The organism is Marinobacter sp. DUT-3 (assembly GCF_050379435.1).
GTDB lineage: Bacteria > Pseudomonadota > Gammaproteobacteria > Pseudomonadales > Oleiphilaceae > Marinobacter.
Genome location: NZ_JBNRMG010000001.1, coordinates 157,014 through 178,742, shown reverse-complemented (window position 1 = coordinate 178,742; position 21,729 = coordinate 157,014). Strand labels below are relative to the sequence as shown.

Annotated in this window: 23 protein-coding genes; 3 read left to right on the top strand and 20 right to left on the bottom strand. The window is 59.2% G+C overall.

The features are described from left to right. Nucleotides 1–177: 177 nt before the first annotated feature. Genes upp through ACQUWM_RS00815 form a run of 3 tightly spaced genes read left to right on the top strand, consistent with a single transcriptional unit; the run spans nt 178 to nt 2,910 of the window. On the top strand, nt 178–816 hold the full coding sequence (upp, locus tag ACQUWM_RS00825) for a uracil phosphoribosyltransferase (protein WP_428920864.1): 639 nt from the start codon (nt 178–180) through the stop codon (nt 814–816). A gap of 2 nt (nt 817–818) precedes the next feature. Then, nucleotides 819–2,075, top strand: a complete 1,257-nt coding sequence (locus ACQUWM_RS00820; RefSeq protein WP_428920863.1) for a uracil-xanthine permease family protein — start codon at nt 819–821, stop codon at nt 2,073–2,075. After that, complete coding sequence (locus ACQUWM_RS00815) at nt 2,056–2,910, top strand: class I SAM-dependent methyltransferase (protein ID WP_428920862.1); 855 nt, start codon at nt 2,056–2,058, stop codon at nt 2,908–2,910. The genes ACQUWM_RS00820 and ACQUWM_RS00815 overlap by 20 nt, the downstream gene beginning before the upstream one ends. A gap of 490 nt (nt 2,911–3,400) precedes the next feature. Here the strand turns inward: ACQUWM_RS00815 and flhB are convergent, their stop codons facing one another. From flhB to ACQUWM_RS00715, 20 genes are all read right to left on the bottom strand, one after another. After that, nucleotides 3,401–4,537 (bottom strand): flagellar biosynthesis protein FlhB, encoded by a 1,137-nt coding sequence (flhB, locus tag ACQUWM_RS00810; RefSeq protein ID WP_428920861.1) that lies wholly within the window; start codon nt 4,535–4,537, stop codon nt 3,401–3,403. Then, nucleotides 4,537–5,322, bottom strand: a complete 786-nt coding sequence (fliR, locus tag ACQUWM_RS00805) for a flagellar biosynthetic protein FliR (RefSeq protein WP_428921414.1) — start codon at nt 5,320–5,322, stop codon at nt 4,537–4,539. The genes flhB and fliR overlap by 1 nt, the downstream gene beginning before the upstream one ends. Nucleotides 5,323–5,325: 3 nt before the next feature. Next, nucleotides 5,326–5,595 carry a flagellar biosynthesis protein FliQ gene (gene fliQ / locus ACQUWM_RS00800; RefSeq protein ID WP_406988167.1) on the bottom strand — a complete coding sequence of 90 codons (270 nt, stop codon included), beginning with the start codon at nt 5,593–5,595 and terminating at the stop codon, nt 5,326–5,328. Nucleotides 5,596–5,604: 9 nt separating this feature from the next. Continuing rightward, nucleotides 5,605–6,369, bottom strand: coding sequence for a flagellar type III secretion system pore protein FliP (fliP, locus tag ACQUWM_RS00795; RefSeq protein WP_406988169.1), 765 nt, complete (start codon nt 6,367–6,369; stop codon nt 5,605–5,607). A 4-nt stretch (nt 6,370–6,373) separates the two neighbouring features. After that, nucleotides 6,374–6,841: a flagellar biosynthetic protein FliO gene (gene fliO, locus ACQUWM_RS00790; protein WP_428921413.1), complete on the bottom strand. Its 468-nt coding sequence runs from the start codon at nt 6,839–6,841 to the stop codon at nt 6,374–6,376. Nucleotides 6,842–6,851: 10 nt separating this feature from the next. Continuing rightward, entirely contained in the window at nt 6,852–7,358 is a 507-nt protein-coding gene (fliN, locus tag ACQUWM_RS00785) for a flagellar motor switch protein FliN (RefSeq protein WP_428920860.1), read from the bottom strand. Next, entirely contained in the window at nt 7,351–8,349 is a 999-nt protein-coding gene (gene fliM, locus ACQUWM_RS00780) for a flagellar motor switch protein FliM (RefSeq protein WP_407001042.1), read from the bottom strand. Before fliM ends, fliN begins: the two co-directional genes overlap by 8 nt. A 38-nt stretch (nt 8,350–8,387) precedes the next feature. After that, on the bottom strand, nt 8,388–8,900 hold the full coding sequence (locus tag ACQUWM_RS00775) for a flagellar basal body-associated FliL family protein (RefSeq protein WP_428920859.1): 513 nt from the start codon (nt 8,898–8,900) through the stop codon (nt 8,388–8,390). A 176-nt stretch (nt 8,901–9,076) separates the two neighbouring features. Next, complete coding sequence (locus tag ACQUWM_RS00770; protein WP_428920858.1) at nt 9,077–10,294, bottom strand: flagellar hook-length control protein FliK; 1,218 nt, start codon at nt 10,292–10,294, stop codon at nt 9,077–9,079. 95 nt (nt 10,295–10,389) lie between these two features. After that, entirely contained in the window at nt 10,390–10,737 is a 348-nt protein-coding gene (locus ACQUWM_RS00765; RefSeq protein WP_428920857.1) for an Hpt domain-containing protein, read from the bottom strand. Beyond that, a complete protein-coding gene (locus ACQUWM_RS00760; protein WP_428920856.1) occupies nt 10,734–12,500 on the bottom strand; it encodes an ATP-binding SpoIIE family protein phosphatase in 1,767 nt (588 codons plus the stop codon). Before ACQUWM_RS00760 ends, ACQUWM_RS00765 begins: the two co-directional genes overlap by 4 nt. A 33-nt stretch (nt 12,501–12,533) precedes the next feature. Beyond that, a complete protein-coding gene (locus tag ACQUWM_RS00755) occupies nt 12,534–12,839 on the bottom strand; it encodes an STAS domain-containing protein (protein ID WP_297792136.1) in 306 nt (101 codons plus the stop codon). Nucleotides 12,840–12,940: 101 nt separating this feature from the next. Beyond that, nucleotides 12,941–13,384 carry a flagellar export protein FliJ gene (gene fliJ, locus ACQUWM_RS00750; protein ID WP_407001147.1) on the bottom strand — a complete coding sequence of 148 codons (444 nt, stop codon included), beginning with the start codon at nt 13,382–13,384 and terminating at the stop codon, nt 12,941–12,943. Then, nucleotides 13,384–14,769, bottom strand: a complete 1,386-nt coding sequence (gene fliI, locus ACQUWM_RS00745; RefSeq protein ID WP_428920855.1) for a flagellar protein export ATPase FliI — start codon at nt 14,767–14,769, stop codon at nt 13,384–13,386. Before fliI ends, fliJ begins: the two co-directional genes overlap by 1 nt. Further along, nucleotides 14,750–15,616 (bottom strand): flagellar assembly protein FliH, encoded by an 867-nt coding sequence (locus ACQUWM_RS00740; protein ID WP_428920854.1) that lies wholly within the window; start codon nt 15,614–15,616, stop codon nt 14,750–14,752. Before ACQUWM_RS00740 ends, fliI begins: the two co-directional genes overlap by 20 nt. Then, nucleotides 15,616–16,668 (bottom strand): flagellar motor switch protein FliG, encoded by a 1,053-nt coding sequence (gene fliG, locus ACQUWM_RS00735; protein ID WP_406988186.1) that lies wholly within the window; start codon nt 16,666–16,668, stop codon nt 15,616–15,618. Before fliG ends, ACQUWM_RS00740 begins: the two co-directional genes overlap by 1 nt. Then, nucleotides 16,661–18,370 (bottom strand): flagellar basal-body MS-ring/collar protein FliF, encoded by a 1,710-nt coding sequence (gene fliF / locus ACQUWM_RS00730; protein ID WP_428920853.1) that lies wholly within the window; start codon nt 18,368–18,370, stop codon nt 16,661–16,663. Before fliF ends, fliG begins: the two co-directional genes overlap by 8 nt. 15 nt (nt 18,371–18,385) lie before the next feature. Then, nucleotides 18,386–18,754: a flagellar hook-basal body complex protein FliE gene (gene fliE, locus ACQUWM_RS00725; protein ID WP_407001033.1), complete on the bottom strand. Its 369-nt coding sequence runs from the start codon at nt 18,752–18,754 to the stop codon at nt 18,386–18,388. Between the two features lie 216 nt (nt 18,755–18,970). Further along, nucleotides 18,971–20,422: a sigma-54-dependent transcriptional regulator gene (locus tag ACQUWM_RS00720; RefSeq protein ID WP_428920852.1), complete on the bottom strand. Its 1,452-nt coding sequence runs from the start codon at nt 20,420–20,422 to the stop codon at nt 18,971–18,973. 25 nt (nt 20,423–20,447) lie between these two features. Further along, entirely contained in the window at nt 20,448–21,674 is a 1,227-nt protein-coding gene (locus tag ACQUWM_RS00715) for a sensor histidine kinase (RefSeq protein ID WP_428920851.1), read from the bottom strand. Nucleotides 21,675–21,729 lie beyond the last annotated feature (55 nt).

Genomic DNA, 21,729 nt, shown 5'->3' with positions numbered 1-21,729 from the left:
GCCGTGCCTGACGGCATTCAAAGGGTCGGAATTATGACGCTGACGCATCGTTTGCAGGGGTCTTCGCAAGATCCGTACCAGCCCTTACGGGATTTCACTTTTCAGTGCCTGACGCAACCTTTCAGATACGGTATCCTTGCGCCAATCCGACCACAGCCGACAGATGAAAGGTGACCCATGCCAATCCACGAGGTTAAACACCCCCTGATCCGCCACAAACTCGGCCTGATGCGCCGCGCGGACATCAGCACCAAAAATTTTCGTGAACTGGCACAGGAGGTTGGCGCCCTGCTGACTTACGAAGCCACCCAGGATTTCTCCCTGCAGGAAAAAACCATCGAGGGTTGGGCCGGTCCGGTGAAAATCGAACAGCTCCAGGGCAAGAAAGTCACCATCGTGCCGATCCTGCGTGCTGGCATGGGCATGCTGGACGGTGTCCTCAGCCTGATTCCCGGCGCCCGCGTCAGCGTGGTGGGCCAGATCCGCAACGAGGAAACCCTGGAAGCCAGCACTTACCTGGAAAAACTGGTGGGCGAGCTGGACCAGCGTATGGCTATGATCATCGACCCCATGCTGGCCACGGGCGGCTCCCTGATCTCCACCATTGATTTGCTGAAAAAGGCCGGCAGTACCGAAATTCGCGCGCTGATTCTGGTGGCCGCGCCGGAGGGCGTGCAAAAGGTTCTGGAGAAACATCCGGACGTGTCCATCTATACGGCCTCAATTGACGAGCGCCTGAACGACAAAGGCTATATCCTTCCCGGACTTGGTGATGCTGGCGACAAAATTTTCGGCACCAAGCAGAAGGACGTCTGAACATGCAGGATCACACCAACGACCCGATCTGGAAACAGGTTGTCGCGGGCTCGCAAATGCTGCTGGTGGCCTTTGGCGCACTGGTGCTGATGCCGCTGATCACCGGCCTTGATCCCAACGTCGCGCTGTTTACCGCCGGTCTCGGCACGCTGATCTTCCACATTGTCACCGGCGGTCAGATCCCCATCTTCCTGGCCTCCTCTTTTGCCTTTATCGCCCCGGTCATTGCCGCCAAGGGCCGCTTCGGCCTGGAAGAAACCCTGGGTGGCCTGATGGCCGCCGGCATTCTCTATATTATCCTCAGTGGCGCGGTCAGACTCCGCGGCACCGGATTCATTACCCGCCTGCTGCCACCTGTGGTGATCGGTCCGGTCATCATGGTGATCGGCCTCGGGCTGGCACCGGTGGCTGTGCATATGGCCTCGGGTCGTAGCGGCGACGGCGCCACAGAACTGGTGCCCTACGACACCGCCATCTGGATTGCGATGATTTCCCTGGTGGTGACCGTCATCATGTCGGTATGGGCAAAAGGCATTTTCCGGCTGATTCCCATCATGTTTGGCGTGATCGTCGGCTATACCCTCTCCGCGTTTGCCGGCATTGTGGATCTGACACCCATTCAGGAAGCGCCCTGGCTTGCGATTCCGAACTTTGTCGCACCGGCATTCAGTTGGAGCGCCATCCTGTTCATGATCCCGGTGGCCATTGCACCGGCCATTGAGCACATTGGCGACATCCTCGCCATCGGCAATGTGACCCGCAAGAACTACCTGGAAAAGCCAGGCCTGCATCGCACCCTGCTGGGTGACGGCCTGGCCACCAGCGCCGCCTCCCTGCTTGGCGGACCGCCCAACACCACCTATTCGGAAGTCACCGGCGCCGTGGTGCTGACCCGCAATTTCAACCCGAAAGTGATGTGGTGGGCTGCGATCATTGCCATCGTGCTGGCCTTTGTCGGCAAATTTGGCGCGGCCCTGCAGACCATCCCGGTACCGGTCATGGGCGGCATCCTCTGCCTGCTGTTCGGCTCCATCGCGGTAGTGGGCCTGAACACCCTGATTCGCCACCAGGTGGACCTGTCCCAGTCGCGCAACCTGGTGATCGTTGCCATCACCCTGGTGTTCGGCATCGGCGGCATGGCTATCGGCCAGTTCGAGGGCATCGCCCTGAGCGCCGTGGTGGCGATTGCCCTTAACCTGATACTGCCGGGCACACGTGAAGCCTGGGGAAAGGCCATTTATGAGCAAAAAGCCGACTGACAGTTCCGGCATCAGCTTTACTGCCCTCTACACCGGTGCCGTCTGGCACCGGCACGGGCTTTCAGACGACGCCCTGTCCACCGAACAGGGCCGCTGGCTCTACCACCTGATGAGCCCCTTCGAAACCGCCAGCAAAGCCGCCATCGGCGGCAACATCCGCACTTTCCTGCTGCAACGCCACCTGATCATCGACCACCTGATAGACCAGGCTGTCCAGGAGGACGGCGTAGACCAGGTCCTGGAAATCGCCTGCGGCATGTCCCCCAGAGGCATCCGATTGCGGGAGAAACACCCCAACCTGAAGATGGTGGAAGCCGACCTGCCCGACATGGCCACCCGTAAAGCGGCCCGTCTACTGGCGGCAGGTCACCTCGGAGAGCACCACCAGGTCACCCCGATCGATATCCTGGCCGAATCCGGCGACCAAACCCTGGAAGCCGTAGTCGCCCGCGCCTTCGACAACACCAAGCCCATCGTGGTGGTCACCGAGGGCCTGACCAGCTACTTCTCCCTGGACGTCATCTCCGAGTTCTGGCAGCGCCTGGCCAAAATCCTGGCCAACCGCCCCGGCTCGGTGTACCTGTCCGAAAGCTACCTGATGCCAAGGCAACCGCTGCTGAGAAACTCCCTGAAAACCCTCGGCGGCCTCCTGGGCACCATGACCCGCAGCCAGGTCAGCTTCCACTTCGAGGATGACCAGCAGGCCTGTGACCATTTCCAAGCTTCCGGGTTTCCTTCAGTTCGCGTCTACAATCCCAGTGAGTTCTATGGCCTGCTGCCGATTCCTGAAAGCCGGCATGATCCTATGGTTCGGGTTGTTGCAGCTCGGGTCTGAGTTTGGTCTTTTTGATCGGTAGCCTGCTGGCTTCGGTGAAGGGCATTTGTTGGTGGCCCTGCCAAAAAACCGCTACAAGCACATCCATGTGCGCTTCTCTCCGGCCATCCATGGCCTCCGAAATTTTTTGGCAGGGCCACCAACAAACGCCCCGATAGCTTTCCGATATATCAACAGGAGCTTGGCCGCTTGTATTCGTTGTAGGCTGGATGACTCGTAGGTCGGATTAGCGAAGCGTAATCCGACAAATGTTATCGATGCGGGGAACGGTGTCGGATTACGCTTCGCTAATCCGACCTACATGTGGACATTGCTGTTGAGATATCGATGGGCCCGGGGTGGTTGTGGTTGCCCCCTCCCAAAAATTTCGGAGGCCATGGATGGCCGGAGAGAAGCGCACATGGACGTGCTCGTAGCGGTTTTTGGGAGGGGGCAACCACAACCACCCTCCCCCAAAACCAGCAGGCTACAAAAGACCAAAAGCACCAAATCAGACATCCCGCCGCATATCAGACGGTATAGGAAAGTCCGGCATACCGGGCCGATCACCGCGCCCCTTGCGGAACTGCCGCAGCTGGAACACGTAGGCCAGCACCTGGGCGATGGCCATGTAGAGACCATCGGGAATCTCCCCGCCGACCTCGGTGTTGTGATACACCGCCCGGGTCAACGGCGGCGTCCGCAGAAGTTCGACTTTGTTCTCGCGGGCAATCTCCATGATCTTGAAGGCCATCTCATCGGCCCCCTTCGCCACCACGATCGGCGCCGCCATGGATTTCTGATCGTACTTCAGGGCCACCGCGTAGTGGGTCGGGTTGGTGATCACCACATCGGCGCCGGGTACGTCCTGCATCATGCGGCGCTGGGCCATTTCGCGTTGCAGCTGACGGATTCGACCTTTCACCTCCGGCTTGCCTTCGGTGTCCTTGAACTCGTCTTTCACCTCCTGCTTGGTCATGCGCAGTTTCTTCTGGTGATCGAAGATCTGGAAGGGCACATCGATGGCAGCAATGATGATAGTCGCCGCAGACAGGAAGAAGAAGGTCCAGCCGAGGGTCCAGAGTACGTGTTCCATGGCCGGTATAGCCGGTTCTTCAGCGATACTCAGCAGGTCTTCGGTGCGCAGGTTGAGGACCAGGATGGCGAGTGCCAGTACCAGTCCGACTTTCAAAATGGCTTTGACCAGTTCGATCAGGGACCGCATGGAGAACATGCGTTTCAGGCCTTTGATCGGGTCCATGCGGTTGAGTTTTGGCGCTATGGCCTTGCCGCTGAACAGTAGGCCGCCAATGCCGATGGAGCCGGCGATGGCGGCGATCAGCAGCAGGATCAGGATGGGTGACAGGGCCAGTGCCGCTTCTTTGGCGGATGCCAGGAGCTGTATGCTCATGTGGCGGGTATCGAAGATGGCGGAGCGTTCCAGCACGAAGCTGTCGCGCATGATGCCTTCGAGGGAAGCGCCCAGGCTGCTGCCAAACATGAGCAGGCCGCCGGCACCGGCCATCAGCACGGCCATGGTGGCCAGTTCTTTGGAACGGGCGGTCTGGCCGTCCTCCTTGGCTTTTTCCAGCCTTCGGGGGGTGGCCTCTTCCGTTTTTTCCTGACTGTTGTCGTTTTCTTCAGCCATCAAGGCTGCCCCTGCAGGTTCCGCATAAACTCGAAGGTTTCCCTCGTGTACTGCTCAAAGTGCGGCAGAAAATTGGCGTGCAGCACCCATATGGAGAACAGTCCAAAAATCAGGCCAATTGGAAAGCCCAGGGCGAAAATATTCATCTGGGGCGCGGCGCGGGTCATCACGCCGAAGGCAATGCTGACGATCAGAACAGCGGAGACCGCCGGTAATGCCAGCAGCATGGCAGACACGAACATCCAGCTGATGCGATGCGCCAGTTCCCAGACCCCGACCTGGCCCAGGCCTTCAAAGCCGACGGGCAGTGTCCGGAAGCTTTCGATGAAGACTTCGAACATCACCAGGTGGCCGTTCATGGCAAGGAACAGCAAGGTGATGGTAATGGTGTAGATCTGTGACAGCACCGGGACGTTGACGCCGTTGGCCGGGTCGACCATGGAGGCGAAGCCGAGGCCCATTTGCATGGCGATCATCTGGCCAGCGACGACGAAGAGTTGCCACAACGCGGTCATGGCGAATCCCAGGCCAACGCCGATGAGGATCTGCTGCAGGGTGATGACTACCGCGTCGGCGCTGAACGCTTCCACCTGGGGCGCCGGAGGGAGCAGGGGCACGATGAGGACGGTGATAAGCAGGGCCAGGCCCAGGCGCGCTCTGGCCGGTACCAGCTGGGTGCCAAAGATGGGAATGACCATCAGGAAGCTGCCGATGCGGAACAGTGGCCAAAGGTGCTGACCAACCCACTGGCCGATCAGGTCAGCACTGATTTCGGTGGGTATCATCAATCAGCCAATCAGGTAGGGAATGCTGGTTATCAAGCCTTCCGCGTGATCGAGCAGTTTCGTCAGCATCCACGGGCCGGCGGCGATGATGACGATCAGGGTGACCATCAGCCGCGGCAGAAAGCTGAGGGTCTGTTCGTTGATCTGGGTGGCGGCCTGGAAGGTGCTGACCACCAGACCGACCACCAGTCCGGGGCCGATGATGACGCCAGCCAGCAGCACGATCATCCACAGGGCTTCACGGACGATGTCTATGACGGTTTCCGGGGTCATACGCGGCTCCTATATCCCGTAACTGGCGGCCAGTGTACCCATGATCAGCGCCCAGCCGTCCACCAGCACGAAGAGCATGATCTTGAATGGCAGCGAGATGATGATCGGTGACAGCATCATCATACCCATGGCCATCAGCACGCTGGCCACGACCATGTCGATGATCAGGAAGGGAATAAACAGTATAAATCCAATCTGGAAGGCGGTTTTCAGCTCGCTGGTGACGAACGCGGGCAGCAGTACCCAGAAGGACACGTCTTCCGGCGAGTCATACTGTTCGTCCGCGATGCGCATGAACAGTCCGAGGTCACTTTCCCGGGTCTGGCCCAGCATGAATTCGCGGAACGGCATGCTGGCGCGTTCGACCGCTTCCAGGGAGGTAATTTCTTCCGACATGTAGGGTTGTAGGCCAACCCGGTTTGCCTCTTCCAGAACCGGCTTCATGATGAAGATACTGAGGAACAGGGCCAGCCCCAGAAGAATCTGGTTGGACGGCGTTGCCTGTAGTCCCAAAGCCTGACGCAGAATGGCAAAAACGACGATGATGCGGGTGAACGAGGTCATCATCATCAGCATGGCCGGCAGGAACGTCAGCGCGGTCATCAGCGCGACAATCTGCAGGGTTACCGAGTATTCTTCGACGCCCTGTTCCTCGCCGGGTGTCATGGTGAAGGCGGGAATACCCGGAAGGTCCGCCAGTGCCGCCGGGCTCCAGCCCGCCAGCAGAAGAAGAGGGATCAGCGCCAGGCCGCGTTTCAGGTAAAGCGCAATCATCGGCTCAGCCTTCCTTCGATGACGGAGAGTTCCAGGACTTGCCAATCATGCCCTGCAACCGGCGGGCGAATTCACTGGAAGAGCCCTGCCCGGGGGTCACGACCGGTTCTTCGAATACGTGAAGGGTGCGAATGGCTGACGGGGTAATACCCACGAGGATCTGCTTGCCACCCACCTCGATCAGGGCAATCCGTTCCCGCGCCCCCAGCGCCATGACCGACACCACTTTCATGGCCTGGTTATTCATTCCGGTCATGCCGTTCATGCGGCGGATAATCCACGCACAGCCGTAGATAATAGCGATCACCGCCAGCAAGCCGCCCCCAAGACTCAACATGGTGACGAGGGTGTCCGGGGCACGGCTGACTTCCTCCGTTGCCGGGGCCTCTTCCGCCAGGGCCAGCAATGGCGCCAGCGCGATCAGGACGACACCGGCAGGACGACACCGGCGCAGGCTGACGATTCCGCTCATTCGCGCCATGTTACTTCTGCAACCGTTTGATGCGCTCACCCGGGCTGATAACGTCGGTCAGGCGGATGCCGAATTTCTCGTTCACCATGACCACTTCGCCATGGGCAATCAACGTGCCGTTGACCAACACGTCCAGCGGTTCACCTGCCAGGCGATCCATTTCAATGACGGAGCCCTGGTTCAGCTGCAGCAGGTTGCGGATGGGAATCTGGGTATTGCCCACTTCCATGGAAATAGTGACCGGGATATCCATAATGACGTCCAGGTCCGGCGACATCCCCGAGCCCTGGGGACCCTCGGCAGATTCCTCGAATTCCTCCATTGGCGCTGCGCGGACATTGTCACCGCCGGCGCCCTCTTTTTCCCCGGAGCCTTCCGCTTCTGACATCGCCGCTGCCCACTCGTCCTCGCGGGAATCGCCGTCATCACCGGACTCTTCCATGGCGGATTCCCATTCAGCCGCCAGTTTCTCGTCCTCGCTGAGTTCCTGCTCGTCTTTTTTGTCGTCGTCAGCCATTGCGTCCCACCTTCAGTTGTTTCTTGATCTTGGGCAGCGTTGCCCGTTCGTGAATTCTCAGCGCCAGTTTTCCGTCACGGGTTCCCATGGTGGCCTTATAAATGGGAATACCGTTGGCCGTGACCGTCAGAAACTCGGGGATCTCGACCGGAATGATGTCGCCTTCCTTCATCTTTGCAATGTCGCGCAGGGATATTCGCCGCCGACACACTGTGGAATTGACCGGTACATTGACTTCCTTGATGTCTTCCTGAAGAGCATTCACCCAACGCTCATCAATGTCGTCAATATCACTCTGCACCCCCGCATCGAGTACGTCGCGAATAGGCTCGATCATGGAATACGGCAGTGCCATATGCAGCTCACCGCCTCCGCCGTCCAGTTCAATATGAAAGGTGCTCACCACCACCACTTCGCTGGGGCTGACGATGTTCGCCATCGCCGGATTCACCTCGGAACTGAGGTATTCGAAATCCACTTTAAGAACAGCGTGCCAGGCTTCCCTCATGTCATGGAATACCTGATCCAGCACCATCTGCACAATGCGGGTTTCCGTCGGTGTGAATTCCCGGCCTTCAATCTTGGCGTGCCTGCCTTCGCCACCAAAGAAGTTGTCCACCAGCTTGAACACCAGTTTGGCGTCCAGCACAAACAGGGAGGTACCGCGCAAGGGGCGGATCTTGCACAGGTTAAGGCTGGTGGGCACATACAGAGTGTGAATGTACTCACCGAACTTCATGATCTGGACACCACCGGTGGACACATCGGCATTACGGCGGAGCAGATTGAACAGGCTGATCCGGGTATAGCGCGCAAAGCGCTCGTTGATCATTTCGAGGGTGGGCATTCGCCCACGGACGATCCGGTCCTGGCTGGCAAGGTCGTAGGACTTTACACCGGCTTCGTCGGTTTCTTCATAGGTATCGATATCCCCATCGTCCACACCGTGGAGAAGGGCATCGATTTCATCCTGTGACAGTAGGTCCTGCATACGTTTTCCTGCCCTGACAAGCCGCCCGTTACCGGGGCCTATTGCACTACAAAATTCCTGAAAAGTACCTGTTTCAGAGGAGGTTCCCCCTCATTTTCCAGCACCTGGTTAATGGTCTGCAGCATGCTGTCAGCCAATGCCGACCTGCCGTCCGGCGTCTGCAGCTCCATGAAGTCACTGCTTCCCAGCAAGGTTACCAGCCGACTGCGAATCAGCGGCAGATGCAGCTCGGCGGCCGCAAGTGCTGGTTCGCCATCCGCCTCCAGGGAAAGAAAGACCTGGGCATAGCGCTGGCGGCCCCCTTCGGCCTGGATCGTCGTCACCAGTGCCTTCTCTATATCGAGGTAGACGCTGGGCCTGAAGGTGCTGACCTCGGTTTCCTCAGAGGACGCATCGCCGCCACCCATGCCCGGCAGCCCTCCTCCGAGGAACCACAAGGTGCCTACCACGGACAGCCCCACGGCCAGGACAATCACCAGAACCAACAGGATAATGAGCTTCAGCTTGCCCTTTTGGGCCGGTGGGGCCGCAGGTGTGTTGTTTTCAGCCATAACCTTCCAATCGCCAGAAATCCGTCATCCGGATGGTTTTTTGGGTATATACGGGGAATGAAGCAAAGGCCGGGCCAACAGACTCAACACCCCGATTCAGGACAGCAGTTTAGCGTTGTGGGAGGGGATCGGCAAAGAAGAATCAAAGCCGGGACCCAGGGGCCCCGGACAGTCCATCAGGCGAAGATATCCACTTCGCCTTTCCAGGTGAGATCCAGGGCATTGACGTGTGCCTCGGCCTCTTCGGGAGACACACCAGCCAGTTCATCACGGGCCCGGCCTTCGGCGTTCTCTGATTCACCATCGGCATCCTGCCCGTTGGTCTGCCGTTGGGCAGAGTCAGCAACATCGAACTGTTCCAGCGACAGCCCCTGCTCACTGAGCATATCCCGCAAGCGGTGGCTGTGAAGTTCCAGCTGATCCCGAACTGCCGGATTGGCCGCGTGCACCGTAATATTCGCCTGCTCCTGGTGGACCTGAACGCGGACTTCCATGGGCCCCATGTCCGGCGGGGTCAGATGAATTTCGGCGACGGACAGTTTGTTGGCGGTCAGCCAGGTCAGTTTCCCCACCATCTTATCGCCCCATTCCGCATGCCCGACCGGCACATCAACCGAGGTGGCATACCCTTTGAGACCAGTGGCATCGGCTGGCAGCCTGGCAGCCGCATTGGCCAGTTGCTGACCCGGAACATCAGCCAGTGTCTGCAGACGGCCAGCGGTCAACAAAGCGGTGTTGTCCTGAGCTCGACCGGATTCCGGCGTCAGTGCCGCCAGGGCGTCGGTCAGCTGGAAGCTGGCTGACATACCCTGCCCTGAACCCGCTGTCTCACCAGGCTTGCCGCCAGGCATGCCCGGCAACCCGGCGATCATGCCGGCAAACCGCTGCATCAGGGGTGCCTGGCCAGTCGCCTTGCCTGGTAACTGCGTTGAGTTTCCTGCCATGCCTGAGGTCCCCCCTGCAGGCTCCAGCATCGCTTGCAGGTTGGCAAAGGTCAGAGATGCAATTTCTTCCGGAATGTCCACATCTGACGGTTTTTCCCCCAGGCCATCAGCTGGCGTCACGGATTCCTCTGAGACTGCCGCCTCTCGGACAGTACCGGAAGAACGGCTCTGTGCTCCGTCTTCGGTACGCTTATCGCGTGCGCCATCCGACCGGGACCTGGCGTCTGCCGGAGCATCTTTTCGCTTGTCAGGGCTGTTGCGGGCATCCTCGCGACGTTCCGCCTGTGCACGCCGGTCCGCCTGTTTGCGGTCCAGGCGCTGCTGTTCCGCCCGGGAAACCGAGTCGAACTGGCTGTCGCCGGATTTTTCATGACCCGCCGGCGCTTTTTTGCTGCCGGTATCGGGCTGCCCCCCTGGGGCCTGGGTTTGTGGTAAAACCATCTGGGACATGGCAACCTCTTGCCGCTTTTCAGGGTTGGAGTTCAGGAAATCCTCGTTACCCGATACACAGCAAAAGCGATGCCATCCTTGGAGGGCGTCGACAATCAGTCGACCAGAAAGCCCTCCAGCATCTCCCGCACCTTGCGGAATTCCGAATCAATCGCCTCCATGAGCGATGCAACCTCGTTAAAGCGTGGCTCCCGCCCGGCATTCTCTATCTCCAGGCACAGGGCGCCCAGACGGGGCGCGCCAATATTAACGCAACTGCCTTTAAAACTGTGGGCGGTTTTGACGAGTGCATCGGCATCACCAGCATCAAGCGCCTGGCGTATGGATGAGATCCGATCAACAGAATCGTTAATGTAGGTACGGATCAATACGTCAAACTCGTCCTCCATAACATCCTGAAGCTCCGCCAGTGCTTCCTCGTCAAGATGCGGCTTGTCGTTCATGACGAACCCCCGGATTGAGTGATGGCCGCGACTTTGCGGTCTCCGGCCTCTGAAAAGTGCCAATCATATACGATTTCAACGTGATTGCCCCGCTCCCTGAACGTCAGTGAGTCCGCCAGTCGCTGCAACAACATCAGCCCACGACCGGCGTAACCAGACGTTTCATCACAGGTATTGGTGTGACCCTGGTAGTCGAATCCGTGACCGCTATCCTCACAGACCACGATCAGACGTCCTCCCGAATCCGTCATTGAATGGGTTAATCGGAACTTGATGTAATGCTCCCTGACGTTACTCAGTCGGCGTTCCCGCTCGGCGTAGTAATGGCCGAACCCATCGGCGGTTTTCTTCCATTCCGACGGCAGTCCGAGAATACCGTGCTCCAGGGCGTTGGTGTACAACTCCGACAGCAGTGTGTAAACCTCGCCACTCCGGCGTCTCAGCCCGGGCACCTCCATGCAGATATGCAGCAACAGTGGCAACGGACTGAACTGGCCGAGGGTCCTGTCCCTGACCTCGTAGACACAGCGCCATTCTGCCGGCCCCTCTAATGCTGACAGCGGCACCTCTTCCGACATGGCTTCAAAGTCTTCGCCTTCGGCCATATCCAGGGTCACCAGCGTCAGGTCATCCTGATCAAGCTGGCCGCCGGAAAACGTCTTCACCTGCTCAATCACCGCATCAAAAGGATGAAGACCGTCAAGGACCTTATCCAGTGCGTGGATCACCCGACGATCGCCAAACATGTCACCATCGGAACCTTCAGTCTCCAGCACGCCGTCAGTCATGAACATCAGGGTATCCCCGGGACGGGTCTGGATGATGGTCATTGAGGCCTCGAAGCTATTGGAGTCAAGCACGCCCAGTGGCAGCTGGGACGATGGCAGCGCCCTGCGACTACCATCCTGACGGACCAACCAGCCGTCGGGCAACCCGCCGTTCCACACCTGCACCTGGTTAAGGGAAGAATCCGCCTGGATCATCGCCGCACAACAGAACATGCCCCCCGGCAGAATACGCTTGAGTTTCTGGTTGATCTCCCGCAGCACATCGCTGCCACTGAACCCTTTGGCCGTCATGCCATAGAAAATCTCCGCCACCGGCATAGCCCCGACCGCCGCCGGCAACCCGTGTCCGGTAAAATCACCGATCAGTATCTGCAGACCGCCGGCGGGACGCGGGCAGGCAAACAGAATGTCGCCATTGAAAATAGACATCGGAGAGGCGTGGAAACGGATGCTATCGGCGTCCAGGCAACCGGTGTGGGCGATGTTGTCGAAGACCCGTTTGGCGACGTGCTGCTCCTCCGTCAGCTTGCGGTTGCGTTCGTGGATCAGATCCCGCTGGTGACTGAGGGTCTGGTGCATAACACGCATACGATTGAAGGCATTGATCTTGGCTTCAATGATTACCCGGTTGTAGGGCTTGGTCAGGAAATCATCACCACCGGCTTCCAGGCAACGGGCCAGCGCATCGGCATCGGAAAGGGAGGTCAGAAAGATCAGGGGTACGAGACGCTCACCCGCCAGGGCCTTGATATTCTTCGCCGCTTCCAGGCCGTCCATGTGCGGCATCATGGCATCCAGAAAAACAAGTTGGGGAGACGCCTGACGAAACAGCTCAACGGCCTCGACACCGTTGGCAGCATCCAGAACGTCATGGCCAAGACGTCGTAGCAGAGCCTTGAGGATCAGACGATCGCTGTCGCTATCATCAGCGATCAGGATCAGCAGGGAGTGATTGCCGGTTTGTGCGTCATCCACATCGGACCTCCCGAAGGGTTTACCCAGCCTCTGTCAGCGGATAGCAAACAACTGCTCGAAGTTGGAAATGGCCAGGATTCGACGAACATCGCTGTTACAGTTTTCAATACTGATGGCGGCGCTGTCGCCACCGGCGTAATCACGAAGCAGCAGTAACATCCCGAGGGCCGAGCTGTCCAGATAGGTGGTGTCGGACAGGTCCACCACATACCCCTTGATATCCTGGTCACCATGCTCATAGGCATCACGGAAGGCCTGATGGGTACTGAAATCAAACCGGCCGTCAATCTTTATGATCAGCGTCTGACCATCCTCGCTGCGGCGCGTGTGAATAGGCATTCCTGATCCTCCGCGGGAATTTTTCCGAAAAGATATTGTACAGGTAAGGATAGCGTAGTCGGGACGTTTTGCACCCACGACACCGGCACAAAACCGTGGAATTATCGCCGTCGCCGGACAAAGGCACGCCCGGCGGCTTCATCGGCAAGTTTTTGTTCTTTCAGGTCTTGCTCGCGTTGTTCCTGCCGCCGGCAGGTCTCTATGTACTTTTCCATGCCGCGACGTCGCTCCCAGGCTTCCTGCCATTGCCGCCGGGATTCATCCAGCCGCTCCGCGAGTATATCCAGTTGCTGTTGTTGCTGTCTGAGCACCTGATCCAGCTGGGCGATAAACGCCTGCCAGGCCTGGAGGCGGGCTACCGGCACCACTCCCTGCTGGTTCTGGCGGATCTGCTCCCGGTATTCCTGCTGGTAGCGGTTCAGGTTATCGATCTGTTCCTGCTGAGCTTCATACCGGTTGCGCGCTTCACCCATCTTTTCCAGCGCTTCCTGCTCTTTGCGTTCTTCCAGGTCCAGCACCACCGCCAGCCGCCGGGACCGGAGCATCATTCAGCCCCTCTCGCCGGTGCCGGGGCGCCGGATTTCCGGCGATCTGGTGAACGACGCTCAGGAACCACCGCCAACAACTGGTCAATACTGTCCTGCAGCGGGGCGCTCTCATTCAGCCCCTGCTTCAGGAACTGGGTCATGTTGCCTATGTGGGTAATCGCAAAATCGGTTTCGGAATCGGAACCTTTGACGTAAGCCCCGACACTGATCAGATCCCTGGCCTGTTGGTAACGGGAATACACCTGCTTGAAACGCTGTGCCCGGGCGAAGTGCTCTTCCCCGGTTACCTGAGGCATGACCCGGCTGATGGAAGCTTCCACGTCAATCGCCGGATAATGACCCTCCTCGGCCAACCGACGGGACAACACGATGTGGCCATCCAGAATCGCCCTGGCGGCATCGGCAATGGGGTCCTGCTGATCGTCCCCTTCGGTTAACACGGTATAGAATGCGGTAATAGAGCCACCACCCTGACGTCCGTTGCCGGTCCGCTCCACCAGTTGCGGCAGTTTGGCAAAAACAGATGGCGGATAGCCCTTGGTGGCCGGCGGCTCGCCCACTGCCAGCGCAATTTCGCGCTGGGCCTGGGCATACCGGGTCAGGGAGTCCATCAGCAGCAGTACCCGCTTGCCCTTGTCGCGGTAATATTCGGCGATTCGCGTAGTCAACATGGCGGCCCGCAGGCGCATCAGGGGGGAGTCATCCGCCGGGGAAGCGACAACCACGGAACGGGCCAGGCCTTCTTCACCCAGAATATCCTCGATAAATTCCTTGACCTCGCGACCCCGCTCACCAATCAGACCAACGATGGTGATATCCGCATCGGTAAAGCGGGTCATCATGCCCAGCAACATACTCTTGCCCACACCGCTGCCGGCGAACAGACCAAGGCGCTGACCCTGGCCAACGGTCATCAGGGAATTGATCGCGCGGATGCCCACATCCATGGATTCGCGCACCGGCGCCCGGTCCAGCGGGTTAATAATATCGCCGTTGAGGGATACCCTGGACTCCACTTGCAGTGGCCCCTTGCCATCCAGTGGCTCACCGCTGCCATCCACAACGCGGCCCAGCATCTGGGGGCCAACCGGCACACGGCTGGCCGCTGACAAGGGCACTACCCTGGCGCCAGGACGCAGACCTTCAATGGCAGTCAATGGCATCAGGTACACCCGGTCATCCTCAAAACCGACCACTTCGGCTTCAACACTGCCGCTTCCCTGCCCCTGGATCACGCAACGGTCGCCCACCACCATGGGGCAGCCCACGCATTCCAGGGTCAGACCCACCATGCGGGTCAGGCGTCCGGACAGTTCCGGGGCCGATTCGCGGTCAACAAATCCCTGAAGTCGCTTCAGACGGTCAGCCAGGTTCCCGGTCATCGTCCTCGCTCCCGTTGGCGTCATCACTGTCGGAGTCCAGCACATCCCGGTGGAAATCGGTCAGGTCACCCATCATGGTATCCAGCTCTTCGCTTTCGCCAGCCTCCTCGTTACCGAGCTGCTGTTCAAGCATGCCCTGAACCGCTTTCTGGAAACGCTTCTCCACCGTGAAGTCTACCAGGCTGTGACGGGTTTCGACCTTGCAACCACCCCGCAGGATGCTGTCATCCTCCACTACCGAGTTGGTTGCTTCAAAACGCTCCGCCACCTGCCTGACCCATTCCGCGTCCTCCGGATTCACCAGAATGCGCACATTGTCTGTGGTGGACGGCAGCGAAGCCATGGCCTGGCGGACCACCTGCCGGATCTGGGAAGAATCAATGGACAGCTCGCGGTAAACCACAGTGCGGGCAAGAATGGTGGTCAGGTTGACCAGGGCGGTTTCCAGTTCGTCTTCGTGACGACGGATCGGAATCAGCAGCTCTCCCAGCAAATGTTCAAGCCGGTCAATGTGGGAGTCCATTTCCTTGCGGGTTTCTTCCAGGCCCTGTTCCGCGCCCTGCTCCCGGCCTTCCGCAAAGCCGGCATCGTAACCGTCCTTATGGCCCTGCTCCCGGCCTTCGTTGAAGCCGGCCTGGTAGCCGGCATCGCGACCTTCAGCGTGGCCATCTTCCCGGGCAGCCTGGCGGATGTCCTCGATGTCCGCCGCCGTCAACGGTTTGACATCCCGTTCCTCTTCCCGGGCAACTTCGTTTCCCCGGGCATCAAGCAGGGGCAACTCCCAGCGCTCGTAGGCCGTCAGTTGCTCCTTGGGAATCCGGTTGAGGCTCTTGTCGGAATCTTTCATCACATCATTTCTTCGCCGGCTCCGCCCAAGGTGATCTCACCGGCTTCGGCCATACGGCGGGCAATGGTAATGATGTCTTTCTGGGCAGCCTCGACCTCACTGACGCGAACCGGCCCCTTGGCCTCCAGATCGTCCTGCAGCAGCTCGGCGGCCCGCTTGGACATATTCTTGAAGATCTTGTCCTGCACCCCGTCATCGGCGCCTTTCAGCGCAACAACCAATACCTCGGATGACACTTCACGCAGCAACGCCTGGATACCCCGGTCATCGATATCCTTGAGGTTGTCGAAGACAAACATCAGATCCTCGATGGTGGAGGCCAGGTCCGGGTCCATATCCTTGATGGAATCCATCAGGTTGCCTTCAACACTGCGGTCCATGAAGTTCATGATATCGGCTGCGCGCTTGACGCCGCCAATACGGCTGGTCTGGGCAGCGGAACCACCTGAGAACTGCTTTTCGAGGATGTTGTTCAGTTCCTGGAGGGCCTGGGGCTGGATGCTTTCCAGCGAGGCCACCCGCATCATCACGTCCAGCCGCACCTTGTCATCCAGTGTACGGAGAATTTCAGCGGCCTGGTCCGGATCCAGGTAGGAAATCACGATGGCCTGAATCTGCGGGTGCTCGTAACGGATGATATCGCCAACTGCCCTGGGCTCCATCCATTTCAGAGTATCCAGACCCGTGGTATTGCCACCGATCAGGATACGGTCAATCAGGCTTGATGCCTTATCGTCTCCCAATGCCTGGGTCAGCATGGTCCGGATGTAGTCATCGTTGCCAACGCCGAGGCCGGTCTGCCCCCCCACCGCATCGACAAACTGATTCAGCACAAAGGTCACGTCGTCCTTGCTGACGTCCTTCATCTGCGCCATGGCCACACCAACACGCTGAACCTCCTTGGGGCCCATGTGTTTCAGTACTTCCGCGGCGTCTGCCTCACCCAGTGACATCAGCAGAATAGCAGCCTGTTCAACACGGGGAATCTTGCGCTGCGGCTTCTGGGGCGCCTGTTGGGCGCCCTCCACCGGACGGTTGGTTTCTTCAGTCATCGACATTCACCCACTGGCGCATCACCTGGGCAACCCTCGCCGGGTCTTCTGCGATCAGGCCCTTCAGTGCATTTAACTGCCTATCATAGCTGTCCGTGGCGCCCGGCAAAAGCAGCTCATCCTGTGACGACATGGCCTGGCGCAATTCATCGCCACCGTCAATCCCGTCAAGACCGCCACCATAATCACCGCCGGCATCGCCCCCACGCTCATTCCTACCAGCGCCGGAAAGACTCTTGAGCGTCGGGCGCAGCAGCCCGAGTACCAGCACCAGGATGACCAGACCGGCCAGTACCTGTTTCATCAGATCCCAGAACCAGGGCTGCTCCCAGAAACCCGGCGCCTCGAATTGTACTTCCTCCTCGGCGGCGAAGGCGGTGTTCATCACCGTAACACTGTCACCCCGTGCGGCGGAGTAGCCCACGGCGTCACGGACCAGCATGTTCAGCCGCTGCAGTTCCTGCTCCGGCCAGGGTTCGTAGCTGACCTCACCGGTTTGCGGATCAACCACTTTCATATCATCCACCGCCAGGGCCACGGTTACCCGCTCTACCCGGCCGAGTTCCTGGCGGATATAGCTGACGGTGCGGTCCATCTCGTAATTGCGGGTGGACTCGCGCCGTACGTTTACCGGCTGTGGCGCGGGCTCGCCGTCTTCACCTTCTTCGGCCTGACCCGCCTGCTCCGGCACCTGGGCCTCGCCCGGGGGCTGGTTGGCCAACGCACCCGGCACGCCACCGGCCCCTCCACTGGTGCGCTGCTCGCTCATTTCCCGCTCGCTTCTAACCGCCTGTTGTTCCGGGTTGAACAACTCTTCCGCCTGCTCCACGGAGGAGAAGTCCAGATCCGCGGTGACTTCCGCCCGGAAACGGCCATCACCCACAATCGGCCCCACCAGCGAGGCCACACGACGGGTCAGACGCTCTTCAATGCGGGTTGTATAGTCAAACTGGTCCTTGATCTGACGACTGTCGCCGTCTGCTTCACGACCGGTCAGCAGGTTGCCGTTCTGGTCGACGACGGTCACGTTGTCCTTGTTCATTTCGGGAATACTGCCCGCCACCAGGTTGACGATGGCGGCGATATGTTCTTTCTCCGGCTTGCGGCCGGCAAACACATCAAGGAATACCGACGCTGTCGGGGTGCGGGCGTCGCGGACAAACACCGAGCGCTCCGGAATCGCCAGATGAACCCGGGCGGACCGGACCCCGCGCATGGCGGCGATGGTGCGGGCCAGTTCGCCTTCCAGGCCGCGACGGAAGCTGACAGTTTCCATAAATTGCGAGGTGCCCAGGCCACGGTCCTGATCAAGCAATTCATACCCCATGGTCTGCTCGTCGGTCACGCCCTCGGCCGCCAGTTTCAGGCGGGCATTGTAGACTTCGTCAGAGGGTACCAGCAGAGCGCCGGTGCGGGGATCCATACGATAGGTAATGCCGCTCTGATCAAGAATGGACGTCACGTCTTGCGGATTGTAACCGGACATATCGCCGACCACCGGCTGGTAGTTCGGTTCCTGGGCCCAGAGTACGACGGCGACGCCGAGGGCGACACTGGCAGCCAGCCCTACCATCAGGCCAATCTGTCGCAGCAGATTCAGGCGATTGAAACCGAACAGCAGATCGCTGCGGCCCTCGCGGTTATCGGTATCCGAAGCTGCCGGTACGTTGGCGCTGGAGGTTTCTGCTGGTAGGCTCGCCATGGCTCTGCTCCGCTATTACACCGGCATGTTCATGATATCTTCGTAAGCCTTCACTACCCGGTTACGAACCTGGGTCAGCGCTTCGAAGGAGACCGAGGCTTTCTCGGAGGCAATCATCACACGGGTAATGTCCACGTTGGGATCACCCATATCGTAGGCCGTCTTCAGGTCGCTCGAGGTTTGCTGCAGCTCATTCACACTCCCCACGGCCTGACTGAGCATATCGCTGAAACTTGAGGTTTCCCGGCCCTGCTCAACACGCTGGGGGCCATCAATTCTACCGCGAACGTCATTGTCCTGTTCAACACGCTGGTTCTGCATCATCTGCGAACGCATGTTGCGGATTTCCGACAGCACATTGTTGATATCTGCACGTTCGACCATTATTCACTCCCCCGGGATTGGCTGCTTCAGCAACACCCCATTGAACTCTGATTCTGTTACCCCGTAGAAAGCAAACAGCAGGCCAACAAGATTTATTTCTTATTTTTCATTAAATTACAGACACACATTGAGATGAAAATCAGGGAAGCGACGGGGATTTGACAGAAAAAAAGGGCACCGCGAGGCGCCCTGAGGAAGGAGTGGAGACAATCCGGATCAGGCCATAGCCAGTTCCGAGTCCAGGTCAATGCCTGCATCACGCATCTGGGCCAGCTTGTATCGAAGGGTCCGGGGGCTGATACCCAGTTGCTCAGCCGCCCGATTACGGCGACCGCGCTCTTTTTTCAGCGTGTCTATGATGATACGGAACTCTCGCTGGCGCAGATCATCCCCAAGCGCAACCTGGCCACTTTCTTCTATAGCAGCGACCGGTGAAACCGCATTACTGGCAGACACGACGTCCTGCTCCGCTGGCACAGATACCGACTCCGGAGCCTGAGCCATCACCGGCGCACTGCCATCCACGCGACCGTTGATCCCTAGTTCGAGGCACAGGTCATTGGCATGAATCACGTTGCCCTGATGCAGCACCAGCGCCCTCTGGATTGCATTATCCAGCTCCCGCACGTTCCCCGGCCAGGGGTGGCTGACCAACGCCTGCCGGGCATCGCCGGCAAAGCTGACGCCGGTGAGCTTCATCTTGCGGCAGTGCTTTTTCAGCAACGCCGTGGCCAGTGGCATGATATCCAGGGAGCGATCCCGCAGCGGTTGCCAGTGCATTGGAAACACCGTCAGTCGGTAATAGAGATCTTCCCGGAACTTGCCCTCGCGGACGTACTCACTCAGATCACGATTGGTGGTGGCAACCACCCGTACATCCAGGGTAATGGTCTTGCGACCGCCGACCCGCTCAACCTCCCGCTCCTGCAGCACACGCAGCAACTTGGACTGAAGCCCCAGGTCCATTTCAGAAATCTCATCAAGCAGGAGGGTCCCGCCATTGGCCTGCTCGAATTTACCGGGCGACGAAGCAACCGCGCCGGTAAACGCGCCTTTTTCGTGGCCAAACAGGATGGCCTCAAGCATGTTTTCGGGGATAGCTGCACAGTTAATCGCTACAAACGGCTGGCCGGCGCGGGGCGATTGCTGATGAATGTAGCGGGCCAGTACCTCTTTACCGGTGCCACTCTCGCCGGAAATCATGACGGTGGAATCACTGGCAGCGACTTTCGCCGCCAACTGGAACATGCGTTTGCTGATCGGGTCCTCGGCCACCGGCTCGTCCCCCCTGGCTTTCTCCCGGGGCCCGCCCACCACTTTGGTGACCGCTTCTACCAGGACCTGGGGCTCAAAGGGTTTTACCAGGTAATCAATCGCGCCGGACTGCATCGCGGACACCGCATGGCTGATCTGGCCGTATGCGGTGATCAGCATCATCGGCAGCCCGGGATACAACCGCTGCACCTCCCCCAGAAGATCGTGGCCGGACATGCCAGGCATGTTGACGTCGCTGACCACCATATCCACTGGAGATTCCGCCAGCCGCGCCAGCGCTTCTTCGGCGTTGGCAGCTTCACGCACCCGGAATTTTGCCAGCTCCAGGGTTGTAACCAGCGCTTCCCGCAAGTCATGGTCGTCCTCAACGATCAGAATCTGGGCCTTGGCCATGGTTGCCTCCAATGATTGTTCTTGATTAACCAACGAGCGGCAGGGTCAGGGTCGCCACCGCCCCCCCCTGCTCCGGGGATTCAATGGCAAACCGCCCCTGGTGCGCTTTTACCACTGCCTGAACAACGGCCAGCCCCAGGCCAGTACCGTGAGACTTGGTGGTGTAGAACGCTTCCATCAGCTGTCCGGCCTGGCCGGTTTCAAACCCCGGACCGTTGTCCGCAACACGAATCATCAACTCGCCTTTCACAGGAACCAGCTGAACCACAACCCGGGTTGCACCGGCTTCCACGCTGTTGTTCACCAGATTGGTACAGGCGCCGACCAGAGCATCGCGATTACACATAACCCGGCAGTCGTCGACCTGGCTGTCCAGATGAACGTTCACCCCGGCCGCCAGTTTCAATCCGTCCAGCGCGGACCCCAGGGCACTGACCAGCGTCTCAGCAGACAGCTCTTCTGCCAGCCGGGTTTCCCCGCGGGCAAAGATCAGCATGTCACGCACCTGCTGTTCCAGATGTGTCAGCCGTGACATCAACCGGGACGCGCAGCGCTGGCGCATCTCTTCGTCGAGGTCTTCCTGGCTGAGATGGCCACCATAGAGAATAGCGGCGGATAATGGCGTGCGAATCTGGTGCGCGAGGGAGGCCACCATTTTACCCATGGCCGACAGTCGCTGTGCGTGAGCAAGCTGTGATTGCAGGTGACGGGTTTCTGTCAGGTCGGTCAGCAGTATCAGCTGCCCCGGCTGGTTTTCCATGGTCCGGATTTCGATACTGACCCGCCGGCCGTCTTTCAGGGACACTTCGTGACCATCGTCCCGGCGCGGCGCGAAACAGCGGCGGATCACATCCACCCAGCGCTCGCCATCCAAGGGCTCTCCCAGCAGGCTGATTGCCGCGGGGTTGGTCTGGGTGACCACACCTTGGCTGTCCAGCACGACAACGCCGGCAGGTAGCGCAGTCAACAGCGTCGACAGCCGGTCTGCGAGTTCTTCCTTCTCTTCCAACTCCTGCTGGCGCTGCAGCGATTCTGCGGTCAGCTCTCCGGACAGCTGGTTCACCCGGGATTCCAGCGTGCGGTAGGAGTCGGTAATCTGTCGCGACATCTGGTTAAACAGTTCGAGGGCCGAACCCACAGCCTCGTCGTCCTGTTCCGGAAACAGAGCGGTAACCTTGTCGTTAACATCCGCCGCGGCGTTGGTCTGCGCCTGCTTCGCGGAAGACTGAACAACAAACTGTAGCTGACTCATAAACTCGTCCCCTGACTCACCCGAACACCGGGTCAAACTCTACGGATGATTTCTT

Coding starts and splice junctions, on each gene's coding strand:
- upp (WP_428920864.1), top strand. CDS start 178: ATGCCAATCCACGAGGTTAAACACCCCCTGATCCGCCACAAACTCGGC.
- ACQUWM_RS00820 (WP_428920863.1), top strand. CDS start 819: ATGCAGGATCACACCAACGACCCGATCTGGAAACAGGTTGTCGCGGGC.
- ACQUWM_RS00815 (WP_428920862.1), top strand. CDS start 2,056: ATGAGCAAAAAGCCGACTGACAGTTCCGGCATCAGCTTTACTGCCCTC.
- flhB (WP_428920861.1), bottom strand. CDS start 4,537: ATGGCTGAAGAAAACGACAACAGTCAGGAAAAAACGGAAGAGGCCACC.
- fliR (WP_428921414.1), bottom strand. CDS start 5,322: ATGATACCCACCGAAATCAGTGCTGACCTGATCGGCCAGTGGGTTGGT.
- fliQ (WP_406988167.1), bottom strand. CDS start 5,595: ATGACCCCGGAAACCGTCATAGACATCGTCCGTGAAGCCCTGTGGATG.
- fliP (WP_406988169.1), bottom strand. CDS start 6,369: ATGATTGCGCTTTACCTGAAACGCGGCCTGGCGCTGATCCCTCTTCTT.
- fliO (WP_428921413.1), bottom strand. CDS start 6,841: ATGAGCGGAATCGTCAGCCTGCGCCGGTGTCGTCCTGCCGGTGTCGTC.
- fliN (WP_428920860.1), bottom strand. CDS start 7,358: ATGGCTGACGACGACAAAAAAGACGAGCAGGAACTCAGCGAGGACGAG.
- fliM (WP_407001042.1), bottom strand. CDS start 8,349: ATGCAGGACCTACTGTCACAGGATGAAATCGATGCCCTTCTCCACGGT.
- ACQUWM_RS00775 (WP_428920859.1), bottom strand. CDS start 8,900: ATGGCTGAAAACAACACACCTGCGGCCCCACCGGCCCAAAAGGGCAAG.
- ACQUWM_RS00770 (WP_428920858.1), bottom strand. CDS start 10,294: ATGTCCCAGATGGTTTTACCACAAACCCAGGCCCCAGGGGGGCAGCCC.
- ACQUWM_RS00765 (WP_428920857.1), bottom strand. CDS start 10,737: ATGAACGACAAGCCGCATCTTGACGAGGAAGCACTGGCGGAGCTTCAG.
- ACQUWM_RS00755 (WP_297792136.1), bottom strand. CDS start 12,839: ATGCCTATTCACACGCGCCGCAGCGAGGATGGTCAGACGCTGATCATA.
- fliJ (WP_407001147.1), bottom strand. CDS start 13,384: ATGCTCCGGTCCCGGCGGCTGGCGGTGGTGCTGGACCTGGAAGAACGC.
- fliI (WP_428920855.1), bottom strand. CDS start 14,769: ATGACCGGGAACCTGGCTGACCGTCTGAAGCGACTTCAGGGATTTGTT.
- ACQUWM_RS00740 (WP_428920854.1), bottom strand. CDS start 15,616: ATGAAAGATTCCGACAAGAGCCTCAACCGGATTCCCAAGGAGCAACTG.
- fliG (WP_406988186.1), bottom strand. CDS start 16,668: ATGACTGAAGAAACCAACCGTCCGGTGGAGGGCGCCCAACAGGCGCCC.
- fliF (WP_428920853.1), bottom strand. CDS start 18,370: ATGGCGAGCCTACCAGCAGAAACCTCCAGCGCCAACGTACCGGCAGCT.
- fliE (WP_407001033.1), bottom strand. CDS start 18,754: ATGGTCGAACGTGCAGATATCAACAATGTGCTGTCGGAAATCCGCAAC.
- ACQUWM_RS00720 (WP_428920852.1), bottom strand. CDS start 20,422: ATGGCCAAGGCCCAGATTCTGATCGTTGAGGACGACCATGACTTGCGG.
- ACQUWM_RS00715 (WP_428920851.1), bottom strand. CDS start 21,674: ATGAGTCAGCTACAGTTTGTTGTTCAGTCTTCCGCGAAGCAGGCGCAG.